Here is an 18,829-nt window from a genome sequence, read left to right as displayed (position 1 = left end):
TGCACCGGGTCGGGCCGGACGGCCGAGCACCGGGGCCGACCTGCGCGGACGCCGCCCGGGGGTGCGGGCGGCGGACGGCGGCGTGGCGGTGCCCCCGGCAGGACTCGAACCTGCGACCAAGCGCTTAGAAGGCGCCTGCTCTGTCCACTGAGCTACGAGGGCGTGGGCGAATCAGGATCTTGCACCGGATCCGGTCGCGGCACAACAGAATAGGGCCGTGTGCATGCCTCACCGGCGTTCCGATGGTCACCGTTACCTGATCAGACGCAGTTGGCGGCCAGAATGTGATCAGAGAAGGGCCGAAACGGACAGAGGGAGGCGCAGTGGGTCCCACCAGGACTGTACTTGTCGGCTACGGCGTGGGGGGCTCGGCCTTCCACGCGCCGGTCGTCGAGGCCGTGGAGGGCCTGGAGCTGGTTGCCGTGGTGACCGGGAATCCGGAGCGCGCGGCGCAGGTGCGCGAGCGGCATCCGCAGGCCGAGGTGATCGGGACGACCGAGGAGATGTTCGCTCGCGCGAGTGACTTCGACCTCGTGGTGATCACCGTGCCGAACCGCTTCCACGTCCCGCTGGCCACCCGGGCGTTGGCGGCCGGGCTGCACGTGGTGGTGGACAAGCCGTTCGCCGGGACCGCGGCCGAGGGGCGGGAGCTGGCCGCGACGGCGACGCGCCACGGACGATTGTTGGGCGTCTACCAGAACCGGCGCTTCGACGGTGACTTCCGGACCGTGCGGCGGCTGGTCGAGGAGGGGCGACTGGGCGAGGTGCACCGGTTCGAGTCGCGGTTCGAGCGTTGGCGTCCACAGGTGCGCACCTCGGTGTGGAAGGAGCAGGCCGATCCGGCGGAGCTGGGCGGGATCCTGTACGACCTCGGGACCCACCTGATCGATCAGGCGGTCACGCTGTTCGGGCGCCCCACGCACGTGTACGCCGAGTCGGCCGCCCGGCGGCCCGGGGCGCTGGTGGACGACGACACCTTCGTCGCCCTGACCCACCCGGGGGGCGTGCGGTCGCATCTGTGGATGAGTGCGACGGCGGCCGACCTCGGGCCGCGTTTTCGGGTGCTGGGGTCGACGGCGTCGTATGTGAAGTTCGGGATGGACCCGCAGGAGGAACTGCTGCGCGCCGGCGCCGAGGTCGGTGTGCCCGGTTGGGGGACCGAGCCGCCGGCGGCGTGGGGAGTGCTGGGTACGCCCGGTGGGACCGCCCCGGTGCGGACCGAACCGGGCGCCTACCAGGACTACTACGCCGCGTTCGCCCGGGCGGTGCGTGGCGAGGGTGCGCCGCCCGTGGCGATCGAGGAGGCGGTGACCGTACTGGAGACGATCGAGGCGGCGCAGCGCTCCTCCGCCGACGGAGTGACCGTCGTGCTGTAACGGTCGTCGCGCGTTGGGAATGCGGACAATTCGGGCACTGGTCGCCCGTGGTGATCATGGGAAGCGACACCCTGTCCGCAGCCCTCGCCGGCCTGCGGGACCAGGTCGTGGCGACGTGCTTCCCGCTGGACCTGCCCGGCGCCGTGCAGGCGCGGCTGGCCCGCCGCGAGTTGATCGACCAACTCGGCGACTACCTGCTGCCGCGCCTGGCGGTGCCGCGCGCGCCGCTGCTGGCGGTGGTCGGCGGGTCCACCGGCGCGGGGCGGTCCACCCTGGTGAACGCGTTGGTCGGGCGCGAGGTCACGCCGGCCGGGCCGCTGCGGCCGACCACGCGCGTACCGGTCCTGGTGTGCCGCTCGCGGGATCGGCACTGGTTCGCCGACGAGGCGGGCATCGAACTGCGGTTGGACGAGCGGGTGCCGCCCGGGATGGCGTTGCTCGACGTACCGGACATCGACTCGGTCTCGGCGGACAACCGGCGGGTGGCGGTGCGCCTGCTCGGCGCCGCCGACCTGTGGATCTTCGTCACCACCGCGTCGCGGTACGCGGACGCCGCGCCGTGGCATCTGCTCCGGCTGGCCCGGGAGCGCGACACGCGGCTGGCGATCGTGCTGGACCGGGTGCCGGCGGAGGAACTCGACGAGGTCCGGTCCGACCTGGTGCGGTTGTTGCGGCAGGCGGGGTTGGGCGACGTGCCGCTGTATCCGATCGTGGAGACCCGGCCCGGGGCCGGGCTGCCCGAGCGCAACGTGGTGCCCATTCGCACCTGGCTCGCCGAGCGTGGCGCCGATCCGGACGCGCGGGCCGCGGTGGTCCGGCGCACCGTCGGCGGGTTGTTGCACAGCCTGGACCGGCGGGTGCCGCCGCTCGCGCAGGCGGCGGCCCGACAGCACGAGGCGGTCGATCGGGTGCGGGACTGCGTGGACCGGGCCTACGCGGCGACGTCGCGGTGGGCGCTCGGGGCGATCGACGACGGGTCGTTGTTGCGCGGAGCGGCGACGGGACGTTGGTACGACGGGGACGCCTCGGGGGCCGCGCGGGCGGTCCGGGAGAACCTGGACGCGCTGGTGGCGGACGCCTTCGCGCGCGGTGCCGAGCGGGCGGCGGGCTGCCTGCCCCGGTCGGTGAGCGGGGCGGGCCGACCGGCACCGGCGCCGCCCGCCTGGCCGGGCCCGGCCGAGCCGCTCGCGCTGATCGCGGCGGTGGGCGGCATCGCGCTGGGGCCCGGCATCGGTCGGGAGGCGGCCGGTCGGCTCGGTACCCGGATCGGCTCCGAGCCGGCCGCGCGGCTGATCCTGGACGTGCACCGGGGACTGCGCGGCGTGGTCGCGGCGGCGCTCGAGGGCGAGCGGGCGCTCCGGGTGGCGACGACGAGCGCGCCGTCCGCGCGGGCCGAGGCCGCCTTGATCGAGGCACTCGACCTGGTGCGGAGGAGCGGGTGAGCGCCGGGGAGCAGGAGGTCGATCGGTTCGCCGTGCGTCGGGCCCGGTACGCCGATGGGACCGAGGAGGCCGGGCGGCTGATGGCGCGGTTGACCGCGCTCGATCGCGTCGCGGTGTTGGGCCGGGATCGGCTGCCGGGCGCCGATCTCGCCCTGATCGAGGACCTGCTCGGCCACGCCGAGACCCGGATGGGCACCGCCGGCCGGCACACCGTGGTCGCGCTCGCGGGGGCCACCGGCGGCGGCAAGTCGTCGTTGTTCAACGTGCTCACCGGACTGCGGTTGGCGGACACCGGTGTCCGGCGGCCGACCACGCGGACCACCCTGGCGTGCGCGTGGGACCCCGAGGGCGCCGCGCCGCTGCTGGACCTGCTCGGGATCGAACCGGTGCGCCGGGTGGCCCGGCACGGATCGTTGGACGGGCGCCGGGGCGGCGGGATGCCCGCCGGTCTGGTCCTGCTCGATCTGCCCGACCACGACTCGCTCGACCTCGCGCACCGGTCGGAGGTGGACGCGGTGGTGGCGGTCGCGGACCACATCGTGTGGGTGTTGGATCCGCAGAAGTACGCGGACGCGATCGTGCACGACCGCTATCTGCGGCCGTTGCGGCATCACGGCCACACCATGACGGTCGTGCTCAACCACGCGGACCGGTTGCCGCCCGGCGACCTGGCGGCGTGCCTGACCGATGTGCGGATGTTGCTGGCGGCGGACGGCCTCGCCGAGGTGCGGGTGCTCGCGACGTCGTCGGAGACCGGGCTCGGGATCGCCGAGTTGCGCCGTGTGGTGCTGGCCGCGGCCGGATCCGGCGAGGCGTCGGTGACCCGGCTGGGCGCGGACCTGGACGCGCTGACCGAACGCCTGGAGCCGTGGTTCGCCGGCGAGGGGCCCGGGGCGGACGCGTTCACCGCCGAGGACCGTGACGCGCTGGTGGACGGGCTGTGCGACGCGGCCGGGGTGGCGGTGGTCGCGACGGCGGCGGGAGCGGGGCTGCGGACGCCGCGCGGGCCGCTGTCCGGACGCCGGGTGCGCCGGCCCGCGGTGCGGCCCGAGCCGGTGCAGGTGCATCGGGCCGAGCAGGCGATCCGGCGGGCGGGGACGCGGCTGACGCGGGGATTGCCGGCGCCGTGGGCGGGCGGGATGCATCGGGTGTTGGCCCAGGGGCTGCGGGGGTTGCCAGCCGAGGTGGACGCGCTGCCGGCGGAGGCCGTGCCGAAGGCCGCCGCGCCGACGGCGGGCGCCCGGGCGGCGGTGGGCGTGCAGTGGGTCGGGGTGGTCGCGGTGCCGGTCGGGTTGGCGGGGGCCGGGTCGGCCTGGACGGGGGTGCCGGTGGGGCGTTGGTTCGGGCTGTCCGTGCCGTGGTGGGTGGTGATCGCGGGGCTGGTCGTGCTGACGGTGGGGGTGTGGCTCGGGCGGCGGGCGGCGCGGGTGGCCGCGGCGCGGCGGACGGCGGAGGTGGCGGCGGTGCTGCGGTCGCGGGTGGCGGCGACGGCGGATCGGTTGCTGGTGGGGCCGGCCGAGGCGGAGGCGGCGCGGTATCGGGAGGCGCACGGGTGTTTCCTGGCGGCTCGGGAGCCGATGCGGCCGGAGGGTGTGGGTGAGGGGGCGCGGTCGGGGGATGTGGCCGGGGCGTCACCCACGTGAGTGACGGGCCGCCGGGGTGTCACCCACGTCGGTGACCGCGCGTGATGCACAGGGGCCGAGTTGTCCACAGCCTGCGGACGCCCGTCCCGGTCGATCACCGGATGTCGGATCGTCGAAGGCGTACGGCGATGTTGCGGGGCACGCCGGTGACACACGGAGGCAAGCGTGGACACGTACGTGACGGTGATCGGCAACGCCGCGAGCGATGTCCGGATCCAGGTGACCCAGTCCGGCGTCCCGCTGGCGCGATTTCGGATGGCGGTGTCGCCCAGGCGCTTCGACCGCGAGAGCGGCACGTGGGTCTCGGGAGACGCCTCCTTCTACTCGGTCGTGTGCTTCCGGGGGCTCGCGGAGAACGTGACGAGCTCGATCGACAAGGGTGACCCGCTCGTGGTGACCGGCCGGTTGCGGGTGCGCGAGTGGGAGCGGGAGGGGAAGTGGTGGACCGTCACCGAGATCGACGCGTCCTCGGTGGGACACGACCTGGCGCGGGGGATCGCGGAGTTTCGTCGGGTGGGTCGATCGGCGCGGCTGTCGGTGGTCGCGGACGCCGGCGCGGTGGCATCGATGGCCGAACAGAGCACCCTCGCGATCGACTCCGACCTCGGATCCATCGGTGAAGAGGAGGCCGCGTGAATTGCCGCGACGGCTGATCGCATGTTCGGGAAAGCCATTCATTGGCGATACCGGAGGTAATTCAAGTCGGTTTCCGGGACGAATCTGAAACAGAATTGTGACGACATCGAAGACGGAGCGATGCGGCACTATCGGACCAATCCACGCATGTCGCTCAGCCGAGGGGGCAGGAGGTCGGAAAGGGTCGGATCGTGGAGGCGAATAGCGCCCGAGCCGAGGCATTGCTCATGGAAGGACCGATTCGAGCTGTTTCGCACCTCGAAAAATCAATAGTGAGCAGGATCGACCCGATCGGCACCTATGCGGCTTGACATACCCTATAAGCGGTTATATCCGTCGAAGACTTGTCGACTTCGCGATATCCGAATTGATGTCCTCGGCGTGGATGTTCTCCCGAGGTAAAGAACGTGAAACAAATGCGTACCCCGGGTCGCGAGAGATGGCCCGGCTGCTCATACCATTCAACGGTTCTTTACTCGCGCCCCGCTCGGGGGACCATGCGCCGCGCGCGAGTCGGCTTACATTTTTGAGGGGACCACCACATGTTCCGTACACCGGGACGGACGGCCACCCGCTTGTCGGCCATGGTCATCGCCGGCGGTTTGGCGGCGGCCGGCGTGATCGGTTTCGCGGGTGCGGCCAGCGCGGAAGGCGCCAAGGGCGTCTACAAGGGCGGCGATGTCGGTGCGAACATCTTCCTGCAGGGCAAGAAGGACTCGCAGCGCGCCTCGATCCTGAAGCTCGAGGTCGACGGCAAGATCCTGCGCACCTACTGCATCGACTTCCACACCCTCGTGCGCAGCGAGGCGACGTACGACGAGTCGGGCTGGAAGGAGACCTCCTTCGGCAAGCAGGCCGACAAGGCCAAGGTCAAGTGGGTGCTGCTGAACTCCTTCCCGACGGTGAACCTGGAGGGCGTCCGCAAGGCGGTCGCCGCCCCGGAGCTGACCGAGGGTGAGGCCGCCGCCGCCACGCAGGCCGCCATCTGGCACTTCACCGACGGCCAGAACCTGGACGAGAGCAACAAGAACGACGGCGATGTCGTCAAGCTCTACAAGTACCTGGTCGGCGACGCCAACAAGGGCGACGTCACCGAGCCCCCCGTCTCGCTCTCGGTGACCCCGGGCGAGAAGGCCGGCAAGATCAGCGACAAGCCCGGCATCGGCCCGTTCGAGGTCAAGACCAACGCCGAGGGCAAGTCGATCAACGCCAAGCTGCTCGCCGGTGACGCCGACGCCAAGGCCACCCTGGTGGACGCGAACGGCAAGGCGGTCGACAAGGTCGGCAACGGCGACAAGCTCTACGTCAACGCCGCCAACGCCACCAAGGAAGGCAGCCAGGCCTTCGAGGTCTCCGGCGAGTCGACCGTGCAGGCGGGTCGGGTCTTCCAGGGCGTCAACAAGGACGGGTCGACCAGCCAGCTGCTGATCGTCGCGGACAAGCAGAAGGTGCAGACCTCCGACAAGGCGATCGCCAAGTGGGGCAACCCCGGCAAGGGCCCGCTCCCGGAGATCAACGCCACCAAGGACTGCGTCGACGGCGGCGTCAAGGTCACCGTCAAGAACAACGGCGACGAGTCGTACAAGTTCAAGCTCGACGGCAAGGAAACCACCGTCGCGGCCGGCAAGTCGGTCGACCAGGTGGTCAAGGTCGCCGAGGACCAGGCGTACAAGATCACCATCGTGGGCCCCGACGGCAAGACCGCCAAGGAGTTCACCGGCACGCTCGACTGCAAGACCGCCGGTGCCACCGAAGGCGTGACCGGCGGCACCTCGGGTGGGAGCACCGGCGAGACCGTGGCCCCGGTGAACCCGAAGGGCCCCGAACTGGCCAAGACCGGCAGCGAGAGCAACAACACCCCCGCGATCCTGGGCGGCGCCGGTGCGCTCCTGCTCGCGGGTGGCGGCCTGGTGTTCTACATGCGCCGCCGCAACAACGGCTCGAACGGCGCCGCTGCCTGATCCAGGCACCACCGCTCGAACCACGATGACAGCCGGGCCCCGGCGCGCACCGAGCGCGCCGGGGCCCGACGTCACCGTCCGCCGAGCCCGTCCGCCGAGCCCGTCCGGCGTTCGAGGACGAGCGGGCCGCCGGCCGGCCGAGACGCCCCGGGCCCGCACACCCGGTACGGCCCGCCGAGTACACGCAGCCGGACAATCCCGCGCCCTCCGGGCACCCATGCATGGGCACTGGTCGCCAGACCATAGGCTTGGACGCATGGCTGAGTACATCTACACCATGCGCAAGGCGCGTAAAGCGCACGGCGACAAGGTGATCCTCGACGACGTGACGCTCAGCTTCCTGCCGGGAGCCAAGATCGGCGTCGTCGGCCCGAACGGCGCGGGTAAGTCGACCGTTCTGAAGATCATGGCCGGGCTGGAGCAGCCGTCCAACGGCGACGCGTTTCTGTCCCCCGGCTACACCGTCGGCATCCTGCTCCAGGAGCCTCCGCTGGACGAGTCCAAGACCGTCCTGGAAAACGTCGAGGACGGCGTCAAGGAGATCAAGGGCAAGCTGGACCGGTTCAACGCCATCGCCGAGGAGATGGCGACCAACTACACCGACGAGCTGATGGCCGAGATGGGCGAGCTGCAGGACCAGCTCGACCACGCCAACGCCTGGGAGCTCGACTCGCAGCTCGAACAGGCGATGGACGCGCTGGGCTGCCCGCCCGGCGACTGGCCCATCGTGAACCTCTCCGGTGGCGAGAAGCGCCGCGTGGCGCTGTGCAAGCTGCTCCTGGAGGCGCCCGACCTGCTCCTCCTGGACGAGCCGACCAACCACCTCGACGCGGAGAGCGTGCAGTGGCTGGAGCAGCACCTGGAGAAGTACGCCGGCACCGTCGTCGCGGTCACCCACGACCGGTACTTCCTGAACAACGTCGCCCAGTGGATCTGTGAGGTCGACCGCGGTCGACTGCACCCCTACGAGGGCAACTACTCCACCTACCTCGACACCAAGGCCACCCGCCTCAAGGTCGAAGGGCAAAAGGACGCCAAGCGGCAGAAGCGCCTCAAGGACGAACTCGAATGGGTCCGCTCCAACGCGAAGGGCCGCCAGGTCAAGAGCAAGGCGCGACTGGCCCGCTACGAGGAGATGGCCGCCGAGGCGGACAAGATGCGGAAGCTGGACTTCGAGGAGATCCAGATTCCGCCGGGTCCGCGCCTGGGCAACGTCGTGGTGGAGGTGGACCACCTCAGCAAGGGCTTCGACGAGAAGCTGCTGATCGACAACCTGTCCTTCACGCTGCCGCGCAACGGCATCGTCGGCATCATCGGTCCCAACGGCGCGGGCAAGACCACGCTGTTCAAGATGCTGATCGACGCCGAGACGCCGGACGCGGGCAACATCAAGGTCGGCGAGACGGTCAAGGTCTCCTACGTCGACCAGTCGCGTGGCGGCCTGGACCCGAAGAAGAACCTGTGGGAGGTCGTCTCCGACGGCCTGGACTACATCAAGGTCGGCAACGTCGAGGTGCCCTCGCGGGCCTACGTCAGCGCGTTCGGGTTCAAGGGTCCGGACCAGCAGAAGCCGACCGGCGTGTTGTCCGGCGGTGAGCGCAACCGCCTCAACCTGGCGCTGACGCTCAAGCAGGGCGGCAACCTGCTGCTGCTCGACGAACCGACCAACGACCTCGACGTCGAGACCCTGTCCAGCCTGGAGAACGCGCTCCTGGAGTTCCCGGGCTGCGCCGTGGTCGTCTCGCACGATCGCTGGTTCCTGGACCGGGTGACCACGCACATCCTCGCCTACGAGGGCGAGTCGAAGTGGTTCTGGTTCGAGGGCAACTTCGAGTCGTACGAGAAGAACAAGGTCGAGCGCCTGGGCGCGGACGCGGCCCGGCCGCACCGCGCGACGTACAAGAAACTCAAGCGCAACTGACCCGAGCGGTCGGTACGGCGCGACCGGTGGCCTGTCGTATGTCCGCATACGGCAGGCCACCGGCATCACCCGGCGGCACCCGGGTCGCCTCGGCGGGGAACGACCGGAAAACAGAGAAGAGGACTGGGCACGTGGCCAGGCACATCTACCAGGCGACGCTTCGGTGGTCCGACATGGACGCCTACCGGCACATCAACAATGTGCAGTACCTCCGCTACCTGGAGGAGGCGCGCGTGGACATGATGTTCACCCTCGGGCAGCGCGAGGGGGCCAAGACGCTCTCCGAGGGCGTGGTGATCGCCCGGCACGAGATCGACTACAAGCGCCCGATGGTGTGGCGCGCCGAGCCGGTGCGGGTGGAGACCTGGGTGACCCACATCGGCGCCGCCCGGTTCACGCTGGCCTACGAGATCAAGGACGACGAGCAGGTGTACGCGACGGCGTTGTCCGTACTGGTGCCGTATTCGCTCGACGAGCAGCGCCCCCGGCGGCTGACCGGGGACGAACGGACCTATCTGGAGCGCTTCGTCGAACCCCGGGACGAGCCGGCGGGGCGGCCGGTCCGGCCATGAGCGTGTTGCGACTCGATGCGGCCGCCGGCACGGACCTGGGCGGCTACCTGACCCGACTGCTGCGCTACGACCGCCGTGCGGTGGTACGCGTGCGCGCCGATGGATCGGTGCTCGGTACGTTCGGCCACCCGCCGTTCGGGGAGGCCGCGTCGGGTGTGATCACGCTGCGGACCAGCGAGTTGGCGGAGCCCGCGACCGTGGACGCGACGGTGTCCGCCGGGCAGCTCCTGGACGCGATCGCGGACGACGCGAGCGTGCGGCTGCCGGCGTCGGTGACCGGTCCGGGGTGGGCCGGCATGTTGCCGCCGCGCACCGGCTGGGAACGGGTCGCCGAGCTGGCCGTGCTCGACCTGGGCCGCGAAGTGGCGGCCGGCGTGGCCGAGTTCCGGTCCCGCACCGAACCCGGGATGCCACGCGCGGAGTTCGACCGGATCGCGGCCGACATCTGGACCCGACCGCTGCCCGGCCGGCTCCCGCTGCGCGCCGCACACGCCGCCCAGTCCTTCGGCTTCCTGGGTCCACCGGACCCCGAGGCCCGGGTCGAGGTGCTGACCGTCGGGCCCTGGCTACGCCTGGAAGCCCGCTACGGCTCGGTCTCGGTCCGTCGCCCCGACGCCCCCGGCCTGCTCTTCACACGCTGACCCGGTCGGTGTGCTCGACCACCACCCGGCCGCCCCCGTCGGAGCGCGGAGGCGGCTGTTGCCGGGTCAGTCGAGTCGGTTCACCATCGACTGCGCCGCGTAGACCAGGTAGTCCCACAGGGTTTTCTCCTGCTCGGCGGGCAACGCGATGTCGTCGACCGCCGCGCGCATGTGCCGCAGCCACGCGTCCCGAGCCTCCTCGGTCACCGCGAACGGCGCGTGCCGCATCCGCAGCCGAGGGTGTCCACGCTGCTCGCTGTAGGTGCGCGGGCCGCCCCAGTACTGCACCAGGAACATCCGCAGGCGATCCTCGGCGCCGGCGAAGTCCTCCTCCGGATACATCGGGCGCAGCAGGGGATCCTCGCGCACGCCCTGGTAGAAGCGGTGCACGAGCTTGACGAACGTCTCCTCGCCGCCCACGGCTTCGTAGAGACTCGGTTCCGGCTCTCGCATCTCGGTCACCGTCCCATCCTCCCAGACGGCCCGCCGACCCGGGGATGCTCGGTCCGATCGGTCCGGGCGGCCCAACGGATCGGGACCGATCAGCCCGATTCCTCGGCGGCTCGGGTGATGCCCCGGCGCATGCCGCCGAAGACGATGCCGTGGAAGGGGAACACCGCCCACCAGTACGCGTGCCCGAGCAGCCCCCGGGGATGGAACAGCGCACGCTGGCGGTAGCACGTGTGCCCGTCGGCGGCGGAGACGGTGAACTCCAGCCAGGCCAGGCCCGGCAGCCGCATCTCCGCGCGCAGCCGGAGCAGCTCGCCGGGCACCACCTCCTCGACCCGCCAGAAGTCGAGCGAGTCGCCGACCCGCAGGCGGTGCGGGTCCCGGCGCCCGCGACGCAGCCCGACCCCGCCCACGATCCGGTCCAGGGCACCGCGCACCGCCCAGGCCAGCGACCACGAGTGCCAGCCGCTGTCGCCGCCGATGCCCTCGATCACCCGCCACACCGCCGCCGGGCTCGCGGCCGGCTCTGCCTCGCGCACGTCCTCGTACAACGAGCCGCCGGACCAGTCCGGGTCGGTGGGCAGCGGATCGCTCGGGGCGCCGGGCAGGGCCGCCGAGGACCAGCGGGTGGCCACGTCCGCGTCGCGGATGCGCTTGAGGGCCAGTTCGAGTGCACGATCGAATCCGGTCAGGCCGTCCGGCGGGTCCGGGATCCAGCGCGCGATGTCGTGCTCGTGGCAGATCACCTCGCTGCGCAGCGACTCCACCAACGGTCGGGCCAGGCCGCCGGGCACGGGAGTGATCAGGCCCACCCAGTGGCTGGACAACGACGGGGTGAGCATCGGCACGGGCAACACCCGGCGCCGGCGCAGGCCCGCGACCGCCGCGTAGCGCTGCATCATCCGCTCGTAGGTGAGCACGTCCGGGCCGCCGATGTCGAAGGCGCGGTCCACCTCCGGGGGCAGCGCGGCACAACCCACCAGGTAGTGCAGCACGTCCCGGACCGCGATCGGCTGGATGCGCGAGGTGACCCAGCGCGGCGTGACCATCACCGGCAGCCGCTCGGTCAGGTAGCGCAACATCTCGAAGGAGGCGGACCCCGAGCCGATGATCACCGCGGCGCGCAACACCGCGGTGGGCACCGCGCAGCCGAGCAGGATCTCGCCGACCTCGGCGCGCGAACGCAGGTGCGGCGAGGAGTCCCGGGCGGCGGAACCGGCGGCCGGGCCCAGACCGCCGAGGTAGACCAGCCGGCCGACGCCCGCCTCCTCGGCCGCGGCGGCGAAGGTGCGCGCGGTCTCGCGATCGGTGTCGGCGAAGCGCGGGCCGCTGCCGAGCGCGTGGATCAGGTAGTAGGCGATCTGCACGCCGTCGAGGGCGCGGCGGACCTCGGCGGGGTCGAGGGCGTCGGCCCGGACGATCTCCACCCGGTCCGCCCACGGGTGGTCGCGCAGCTTGTCCGGGGTGCGGGCCATACAGCGCACCCGATAACCGGCCGCGAGCAGTTCGGGCACGAGCCGGCCGCCGAGATAGCCGGTGGCGCCGGTGACCAGACACAGGGGAGAGTCCACCCGACCCAGTCTCGGCGACGGCCGGCCCGAATCCCGCGGGGGCGCGCCCGACGGTGACCCGTTCGGTCTCCGCCCCGGGGCGGGGCTCAGGCTCCCGGCGCCCCGGGCGCCTGCGGTGTCGGTGGGGCCGGCGGCGGGGACACCGGGACCGGCGCGGGCTCGGCCGGGGCGGGCGCGGGGCCGTCGTCGCTCGCCGGCCCAGCCGCGCTCGCGACCGGCTCGCTGATCCGGATGCCCGCGTCGTCGAACGCCCGCTTGAGCCGGCCGCGCAGCTCGCGCGCCACCGGCAGCTCCTGACCGGGCATGGTCTTGATCTGCACCTGGAGCACGACCGCGTCCGGGGTCACCGATTCCATCCCGACCACGGTCGCCGAACCCCACATGCGCTCGTTCCACGGCTCGACCTCGGCCAGCGCCTCGGCGGTCGAGGAGATCACCGCGCGCACCTTGTCCACGTCCTCGTGGTAGCCGACCTGGACGTCCACCTTGGCGGTGCCCCAGCCCTGGCTCTTGTTGCCGATCCGCTTGATCTCCCCGTTGCGGATGTACCAGACAGTGCCGTCCACATCGCGCAGCTTGGTGATCCGCAGGCCCACCTCGACCACCGTGCCGGTCGCGGCGCCCGCGTCGACCAGGTCGCCCACGCCGTACTGGTCCTCCAGGATCATGAACATCCCGGACAGGAAGTCGGTGACCAGGTTGCGCGCGCCGAAGCCCAGCGCGATGCCGGCGATACCCGCGCTGGCCAGCAGCGGCGCGAGGTTGACCTTGAACTCGCCGAGCACCATCAGTCCGGCGATGCCCAGGATCACGAACGACGCGGTGCTGCGCAGCACCGAACCGACCGTCTCGGCGCGCTGCCGGCGCCGTTCGGCGTTGAGCAGGAAGCCGGTCACCGGCCGCCCGCTGCTGTCCGTACCGCTGTTGGCCATCCGGCCGACCAATTGGGTGATCAGTTTCCGGGTCACCGCGCGCAGGATGAGCGCGACCAGGATGATCACCAGGATCCGGATCGGCGTCACCACCAGGGACTCGCCGTGTCGGTCGAACCAGGACGACACCTTGCCGTCGCTCTTGGCGACGTCGAACGACAGCAGGATTCCGGGGACGGGCGCGGACACGTACTGGACCTTTCGGACGGCGAGCGGAGGAACCTCCCCCGGCGACGGGGGATCGGCTTCCCACAGTAGTCACGCGGGTGGAAAGCCTCGTGCGATACCTCTTGTTCATTCCTTTTGTCACTGATTGCCGCTATGTCACTGGTTGCTGCTGTGTCGCTGATCACCGCTAGGTCACCGATCCCCACCTTCGCCGTCCCGGCCGGTCGCCGCGCCGAGCGCGCCGGGGGTGCCGGGCGTGCCGTCGAGTGTGCCGAGCGTGTCGAGGTCCAGGCCGGTCCGATCGGCCAGGAAGGACAGCGTGTCCACGGTGAGTTCGACGGTGCGCGAGACCGAGCGGGCCGCGTGGCCGACCTCGGCCTCGGCGCGCAACAACACCGGGCGGCCGCTCGTGGTCGCGTCCTGGAGGGCCGCGCACATCTTGCGCGCGTGCAGCGGGTCCACCCGGCTGTCGCCGTCGAACACGGTGAACAGCACCGCCGGGTAGGCCACGCCCGCCCGTACGCGGTGATAGGGCGAGTAGCCCAGCAGCCAGTCCAGTTCCTCGGCCGTCTCCGCGCTGCCGTACTCGTCGGACCACAACCGGCCCAGCCCGAACCGCTCGTAGCGGACCATGTCCAGGAGCGGCATCGAGCAGGCCACCGCCGCGTACAACTGCGGCCGCTGGGTGAGCGCGGCGCCCACGAGCAGCCCACCGTTGGAACCGCCGGACGCGGCCAGCCGCTCGGACGTGCTCCAACCCCGGGCGATCAGATGCTCCGCGGCGGCGTGGAAATCCTCGAACACGCGTTGCTTGTGCCCACGCATGCCCGCGCGATGCCACTCCTCGCCTTCTTCCGAGCCGCCGCGCAGATTGGCGATCGCGTACACGCCGCCCGCCTCCACCCACGCGAGTACACCCGCGGAGTAGGCGGGACCGAGCGTGATGCCGAAGCCGCCGTAGCCGTACAACACGGCGGGCCGGGGTCGGTCCGGCTCGGCGGTCGGCGCGATCACGAACATCCGGACGGTGGTGCCGTCCGCCGAGCGGTAGGACTCCTGGTGCACGTGCACCCGCGGCAGTCGTGCGTTGCCGGGCGCGCCGGCCCAGGTCTCGATCGCGCCGGTGCGCGCGTCGTAGCGCAGTACGGCCGACGGCGCGGTGTAGTCCGACCAGCCGAACCACGCCTCGTGGCCGCCCTCGGGGTGCTCGGCCAGTCCGCCGATCGAACCGGGCGAGCCGCCGGGCGTCTTCGGCCGGGCCAACACCTCGCCGGTGGCCAGGTCGCACGCCGTCAGCTCGCCCACCGCGTGCCGGGTCCGGGCGAGCAGCAGCGTCGGCCGCGGCGCGTGCGGGCCGTCCAGGATCGCGTATCCGGTGAGCACCGCGTCGGGCTCCTCGGGCACCAGGTCCCGCCAGCCCTCGGGGCCCGGCGCCGCCGGGTCGGCCACGCACAGCCGACCGCGCGGCGCGTCCAGGTCGGTGAACACGTACAGCCGCCCGTCCCGGCCCACCCGCAGGCCGGTGAGCGCGTCGCGGCCCACCACCACCGGGCGCAACCGCGGCCGTTCCGGCGCACCCGTGCGCAGGTCGGCCAGCCACAGGTCGTTGCGCGGCGCGGTGCCCGCGGACGCGGACACGGTGAGCCAGTTGCCGTCCCGGCTGACGCCGACGCCGAAGTAGGTGGCCGGTTCGCTGCCCGCGCCGAACACCTCGACGTCCGTGGCGGGATCGGCGCCGATCCGGTGCAGGTAGACCCGGCGGTGATGTTGTTCCTCGCCCGCGGGCACCGCCTCCGGCGGGAGTCGGCGCACCAGGTAGCACGCGTCGCCGCCGGGAAGCCAGGCGATCGAGGTGTCGCGCATGCGATCGATCGGGCCCTCGACGTGCTCGCCGGTACGTACGTCGAGCACGTACAGGCGGGACTCCTCGTCGCCGCCGGTGGAGAGCAGGTAGGCGAGCCGATCACCCTCGTCCGAGGGCGTCCACTGGTCCAGCGTGGTGGTGCCGGTCGGGTCGATCGCGATCGGATCCACCAGCGCGCGCTCGGTCCCGTCCGACTCGACCACGAACAACACCGCGTGCTCGTGCTCGGGGTCGCGGCGGATCAGGAAGTGTCGGTCGCCGCGCCAACAGGGCAGCCCGATCAGGCCGGTGGCGAGCAACTCGGACAGCCGCGCCCGCAGCCGATCGCGTCCGGCCAGATGGTCCACATGGGCGTGGAACCACTCGTCCTGCGCCGCGGCCCAGGCGCGGGTGTCCGGCGCGTCAGGGTCCTCCAGCGCCCGATAGGGGTCCGGGACGGAGCGGCCGAACAGCACGTCGACCGTGTCGCCGCGGGCGGCGGCGGGGGCGTGCGGGGTCTCGTGGGGGGCGTGTTCCGCGGGCTGCACAGAGCGCGTCATGGGCGCACCCTAGACGCCCGGGCGGATCGGTGCGCACCGTCACCACCCGGCCACGTGGTGCCACCCATGCAGGTGAACGCTCTGTGACCTTGTCGATTCCTGGTAGCGCGGGGGGTATCCCGCCATGGACACTGGAGGCCGATCGTCCCCGGCGCGAGCCACGCGCTGTCGGCGTCACAGGGAGGCATACGTGCCGCATTCGCTGGTCCTCAACGCGTCGTACGAGCCCCTGTGCGTGGTGCCCGTTCGCCGCGCACTGATTCTCGTGCTGAACGACAAGGCAATGTGCCTGGAAGAAACAGGCACCATCCTGCACAGCGCCACCACCGAGATTCCCGTACCCAGTGTGATCAGACTGACCCGTTTCGTCCGTATCCCCTTTCGGGGCCAAGTCCCGCTCACCCGGCGCGCGCTGTTCGCTCGCGACGGAGGGCGTTGCGTCTACTGCGGAAGCGCCGCCACCAGTGTCGACCACGTCGTCCCCCGCAGCCGCGGTGGACAACACACGTGGGACAACGTGGTCTCGGCGTGTCGTCGCTGCAATCACGTCAAGAGCGATCGGTACATCGCCGAGCTGGGCTGGCGAATGCCGCGTCCCCCATCCCAACCCACCGGCCTGGCGTGGCGGATCCTGGGCACCGGGTTTCGTGATCCACGTTGGGAGCCATACCTGGCGCCGTACGGTGCGCAGGAGGCGGGCTTCGACCATTTCGACCAGGTCGCGAGCGCCTAGAAGGCGGCGGATTTCCTCCGGGGAGCCCGTCGCCGTTTTTGTTTCGACGGGTTCCACCGGAGCCGCGGTCCGGAACCCGACACATCTGCTCGCGTGTCGGTCGGACACGCCGACACCGGGGCCGTTCGGGTGCGATGCTCGCGGGCATGGAGGAACCACGCGTATCGCAGTTGTCTCCCGAATTGGTCCGGCTCGCCTCCGCGTTCGGGGTGGCCACGGAGTATCAGGGGTGGCGCGGCGAGGCCGTGCACACCGACCCGGCGACGGTGATAGCGGTGCTCGGTGCGCTCGGCGTGGACGCGTCGACCCCCGAGAGTGCCCGGGCCGCGCTCGCCGAGCACGAGGAACTGCGGCGGACCAGGCTGCTGCCCCCGGTGCTGGTGCTGCGTTCGGGCCGGCCGGCCGGCTTCACCGTCAACGTGCCGGCCGGGCATCGGGTCGAGCTGTGGATCGAGCTGGAGGACGGCGGGGTCCGCCGCGACCTCGGTGCGGGACCCGGCCTCGGACCGCTCGGTGACCCGGTCGGCGCCCACCGAGTGCCCGCCGATCTGCCGCTGGGCTGGCACACCCTGCACGCCCGCTGCTCGCCCGAGCCCGAGGAGTCGCTCGGCTCGGGCGGGGTGCCGAGCACCGCCGGTGCGGGCAGTCGCGCCTCGTGCCCGATCGCGATCACCCCGGCCGTGCTGCCCACGCCCGCGGAGCGCTCGTGGGGCTACATGGTGCAGCTCTATTCGTTGCCCTCGCGCCGGTCGTGGGGGATCGGCGACCTGGCCGATCTGGCCGACCTGGCGGTGTGGTCGGCGCGTACCCAGGGCGCCGGCTTCGTGTTGGTCAACCCGCTGCACGCGGCCTCGCCGGTGCCGCCGGTGGAGGCGTCGCCGTACCTGCCGGTGAGCCGCCGGTTTCCCGACCCGATGTACGTCCGGGTCGAGGCCGTCCCGGAGTTCGCCTACCTGACCCCGGTCGAGCGGGCGGTGGCCGAGGAGCTTCGGGCCGAGGCGGGGGACGGGCAGGACGGCGCCGAGCACCTGGATCGGGACGCGGTGCGGGTGGCCAAGCGGGAAGCGCTCGCGCTGGTGCACAAGGTGCCGCGCAGCCTGGGCCGGGACGCCGACTACCGCGCGTTCGTCGCGCGCGAGGGCCGATGGCTGACCGACTTCGCCACGTGGTGCGCGCTGGTCGAGGAGTACGGTCCGTCCTGGCGGAACTGGCCCGCGCACCTGCACGACCCGGACTCGGCCGAGGTCGCCGCCGAGCGCGAACGGCTCGCCGGCGCGATCGACTTCCACCGCTGGACCCAGTGGGTGCTGGCCGACCAGTTGCAGGCCGCGCAGGACGCGGCGACGCACGCGGGCATGCCGGTGGGCATCGTGCACGACCTCGCGGTCGGCGTGCATCCCGACGGCGCGGACGCGTGGGTGCTCGGGTCCGAGCGCGGCGGCCGGGTACTCGCGCTGGGCGCCACCGGCGGCGCGCCGCCGGACGCGATGAACCAGATCGGGCAGGACTGGAACCAGCCGCCGTGGCATCCGCTGCGGTTGGCCGAGACCGGCTACGCGCCCTACCGGGAGCTGTTGCGCGCGGCCTTTCGGCACGCCGGCGCGGTACGGGTGGACCACGTGCTCGGGCTGTTCCGGTTCTGGTGGGTGCCCAAGGGCAACAGCCCCGCCGAAGGCGCGTACGTGCGCTACGACCACGAGGCGATGGTCGGCATCCTGGCCCTGGAGGCGCACCGCGCCGGTGCCGTGGTGATCGGCGAGGACCTGGGCACGGTGGAGCCGTGGGTGCGGACCTATCTGGCCGAGCGCGGCATCCTGGGCACCTCGGTGTTGTGGTTCGAACGCGACGACAAGGGTCGGCCGCTGCCGCCCGAGCAGTGGCGCGCCGGCTCGCTGGCCACGGTGACCACGCACGACCTGCCGCCCACCGCGGCCCGGCTCGCGGGCGAGCACATCGACCTGTGGGAGCGCCTGCACCTGCTGGTCCGGGACGTGGACATCGAACGGGCCGAGGATCTCGCCGACCGCGAGCAGTGGCTCGAACTGCTGCGCCGGCGCGGCTACCTGCGGCCCGGCGCGGGCGAGCGGGAGACGGTCGAGGCGCTGCACCGCCTGCTCGCCGCGACGCCGTGCCGGCTGCTCGGCGTCTGGCTGCCGGACGGGGTGGGCGATCGTCGCCCGCAGAACCTGCCGGGCACCTGGAACCAGTATCCGAACTGGCTGCTGCCGGTGGCCGACGACGAGGGCCGACACGTCTACCTGGAGGACCTGCCGGTCAACCCGCGCGCGGTGTCGCTGGCCCGGGTGCTCCGGGGGCGTTAGGCCGGCCCCGTCCGGCCCGGCCCCGGACGTGCCGAAGCCGCCGAGCGGGTGTGCACCCG

14 protein-coding genes and 1 tRNA gene are annotated in these 18,829 nt (G+C 72.0%); 10 read left to right on the top strand and 5 right to left on the bottom strand.

Annotation, left to right across the window (positions count from 1 at the left end):
* Positions 1–89 precede the first annotated feature (89 nt).
* Positions 90–162: transfer RNA gene (locus ACFXMF_RS30380), tRNA-Arg, on the bottom strand.
* Between the two features lie 161 nt (positions 163–323).
* Between ACFXMF_RS30380 and ACFXMF_RS30375 the strand changes: the two genes are divergently transcribed.
* The 8 genes from ACFXMF_RS30375 (at position 324) to ACFXMF_RS30340 (ending at position 10,192) form a co-directional block, all read left to right on the top strand.
* On the top strand, positions 324–1,376 hold the full coding sequence (locus ACFXMF_RS30375) for a Gfo/Idh/MocA family oxidoreductase (protein ID WP_379990267.1): 1,053 nt from the start codon (positions 324–326) through the stop codon (positions 1,374–1,376).
* Positions 1,377–1,432: 56 nt separating this feature from the next.
* Positions 1,433–2,818 carry a dynamin family protein gene (locus ACFXMF_RS30370; RefSeq protein ID WP_379990266.1) on the top strand — a complete coding sequence of 462 codons (1,386 nt, stop codon included), beginning with the start codon at positions 1,433–1,435 and terminating at the stop codon, positions 2,816–2,818.
* Positions 2,815–4,461, top strand: a complete 1,647-nt coding sequence (locus tag ACFXMF_RS30365) for a GTPase (RefSeq protein WP_379990265.1) — start codon at positions 2,815–2,817, stop codon at positions 4,459–4,461. Before ACFXMF_RS30370 ends, ACFXMF_RS30365 begins: the two co-directional genes overlap by 4 nt.
* 165 nt (positions 4,462–4,626) lie before the next feature.
* The gene (locus ACFXMF_RS30360; protein ID WP_360304407.1) at positions 4,627–5,097 is read left to right on the top strand and encodes a single-stranded DNA-binding protein; all 471 of its coding nucleotides are present in this window, start codon (positions 4,627–4,629) and stop codon (positions 5,095–5,097) included.
* Positions 5,098–5,639: 542 nt separating this feature from the next.
* Positions 5,640–7,058 (top strand): thioester domain-containing protein, encoded by a 1,419-nt coding sequence (locus ACFXMF_RS30355; protein ID WP_360304409.1) that lies wholly within the window; start codon positions 5,640–5,642, stop codon positions 7,056–7,058.
* A gap of 256 nt (positions 7,059–7,314) precedes the next feature.
* Positions 7,315–8,979 carry an energy-dependent translational throttle protein EttA gene (ettA, locus tag ACFXMF_RS30350; protein WP_360304411.1) on the top strand — a complete coding sequence of 555 codons (1,665 nt, stop codon included), beginning with the start codon at positions 7,315–7,317 and terminating at the stop codon, positions 8,977–8,979.
* A gap of 131 nt (positions 8,980–9,110) precedes the next feature.
* Positions 9,111–9,551, top strand: a complete 441-nt coding sequence (locus tag ACFXMF_RS30345; RefSeq protein ID WP_379991773.1) for an acyl-CoA thioesterase — start codon at positions 9,111–9,113, stop codon at positions 9,549–9,551.
* Entirely contained in the window at positions 9,548–10,192 is a 645-nt protein-coding gene (locus ACFXMF_RS30340; protein WP_360304415.1) for a hypothetical protein, read from the top strand. Before ACFXMF_RS30345 ends, ACFXMF_RS30340 begins: the two co-directional genes overlap by 4 nt.
* Before the next feature lie 66 nt (positions 10,193–10,258).
* Here the strand turns inward: ACFXMF_RS30340 and ACFXMF_RS30335 are convergent, their stop codons facing one another.
* The 4 genes from ACFXMF_RS30335 to ACFXMF_RS30320 form a co-directional block, all read right to left on the bottom strand.
* A complete protein-coding gene (locus ACFXMF_RS30335) occupies positions 10,259–10,645 on the bottom strand; it encodes a globin (protein WP_360305428.1) in 387 nt (128 codons plus the stop codon).
* Positions 10,646–10,734: 89 nt separating this feature from the next.
* Positions 10,735–12,213 (bottom strand): SDR family oxidoreductase, encoded by a 1,479-nt coding sequence (locus tag ACFXMF_RS30330; RefSeq protein ID WP_360304417.1) that lies wholly within the window; start codon positions 12,211–12,213, stop codon positions 10,735–10,737.
* A gap of 86 nt (positions 12,214–12,299) precedes the next feature.
* Complete coding sequence (locus ACFXMF_RS30325; RefSeq protein WP_360304419.1) at positions 12,300–13,334, bottom strand: mechanosensitive ion channel family protein; 1,035 nt, start codon at positions 13,332–13,334, stop codon at positions 12,300–12,302.
* A gap of 171 nt (positions 13,335–13,505) precedes the next feature.
* A complete protein-coding gene (locus ACFXMF_RS30320) occupies positions 13,506–15,716 on the bottom strand; it encodes a prolyl oligopeptidase family protein (protein WP_379991772.1) in 2,211 nt (736 codons plus the stop codon).
* A gap of 190 nt (positions 15,717–15,906) precedes the next feature.
* Here ACFXMF_RS30320 and ACFXMF_RS30315 point away from each other — a divergent pair, with 190 nt between their 5' ends.
* Together ACFXMF_RS30315 and malQ are read left to right on the top strand one after the other, a co-directional pair.
* The gene (locus tag ACFXMF_RS30315) at positions 15,907–16,449 is read left to right on the top strand and encodes an HNH endonuclease (protein WP_126642612.1); all 543 of its coding nucleotides are present in this window, start codon (positions 15,907–15,909) and stop codon (positions 16,447–16,449) included.
* A 146-nt stretch (positions 16,450–16,595) separates the two neighbouring features.
* The gene (gene malQ, locus ACFXMF_RS30310) at positions 16,596–18,770 is read left to right on the top strand and encodes a 4-alpha-glucanotransferase (protein WP_379991771.1); all 2,175 of its coding nucleotides are present in this window, start codon (positions 16,596–16,598) and stop codon (positions 18,768–18,770) included.
* Positions 18,771–18,829 lie beyond the last annotated feature (59 nt).

It is taken from the genome of Embleya sp. NPDC059213 (assembly GCF_042754445.1).
Lineage (GTDB): Bacteria > Actinomycetota > Actinomycetes > Streptomycetales > Streptomycetaceae > Embleya.
This window is presented reverse-complemented; position numbering and strand designations above follow the sequence as displayed.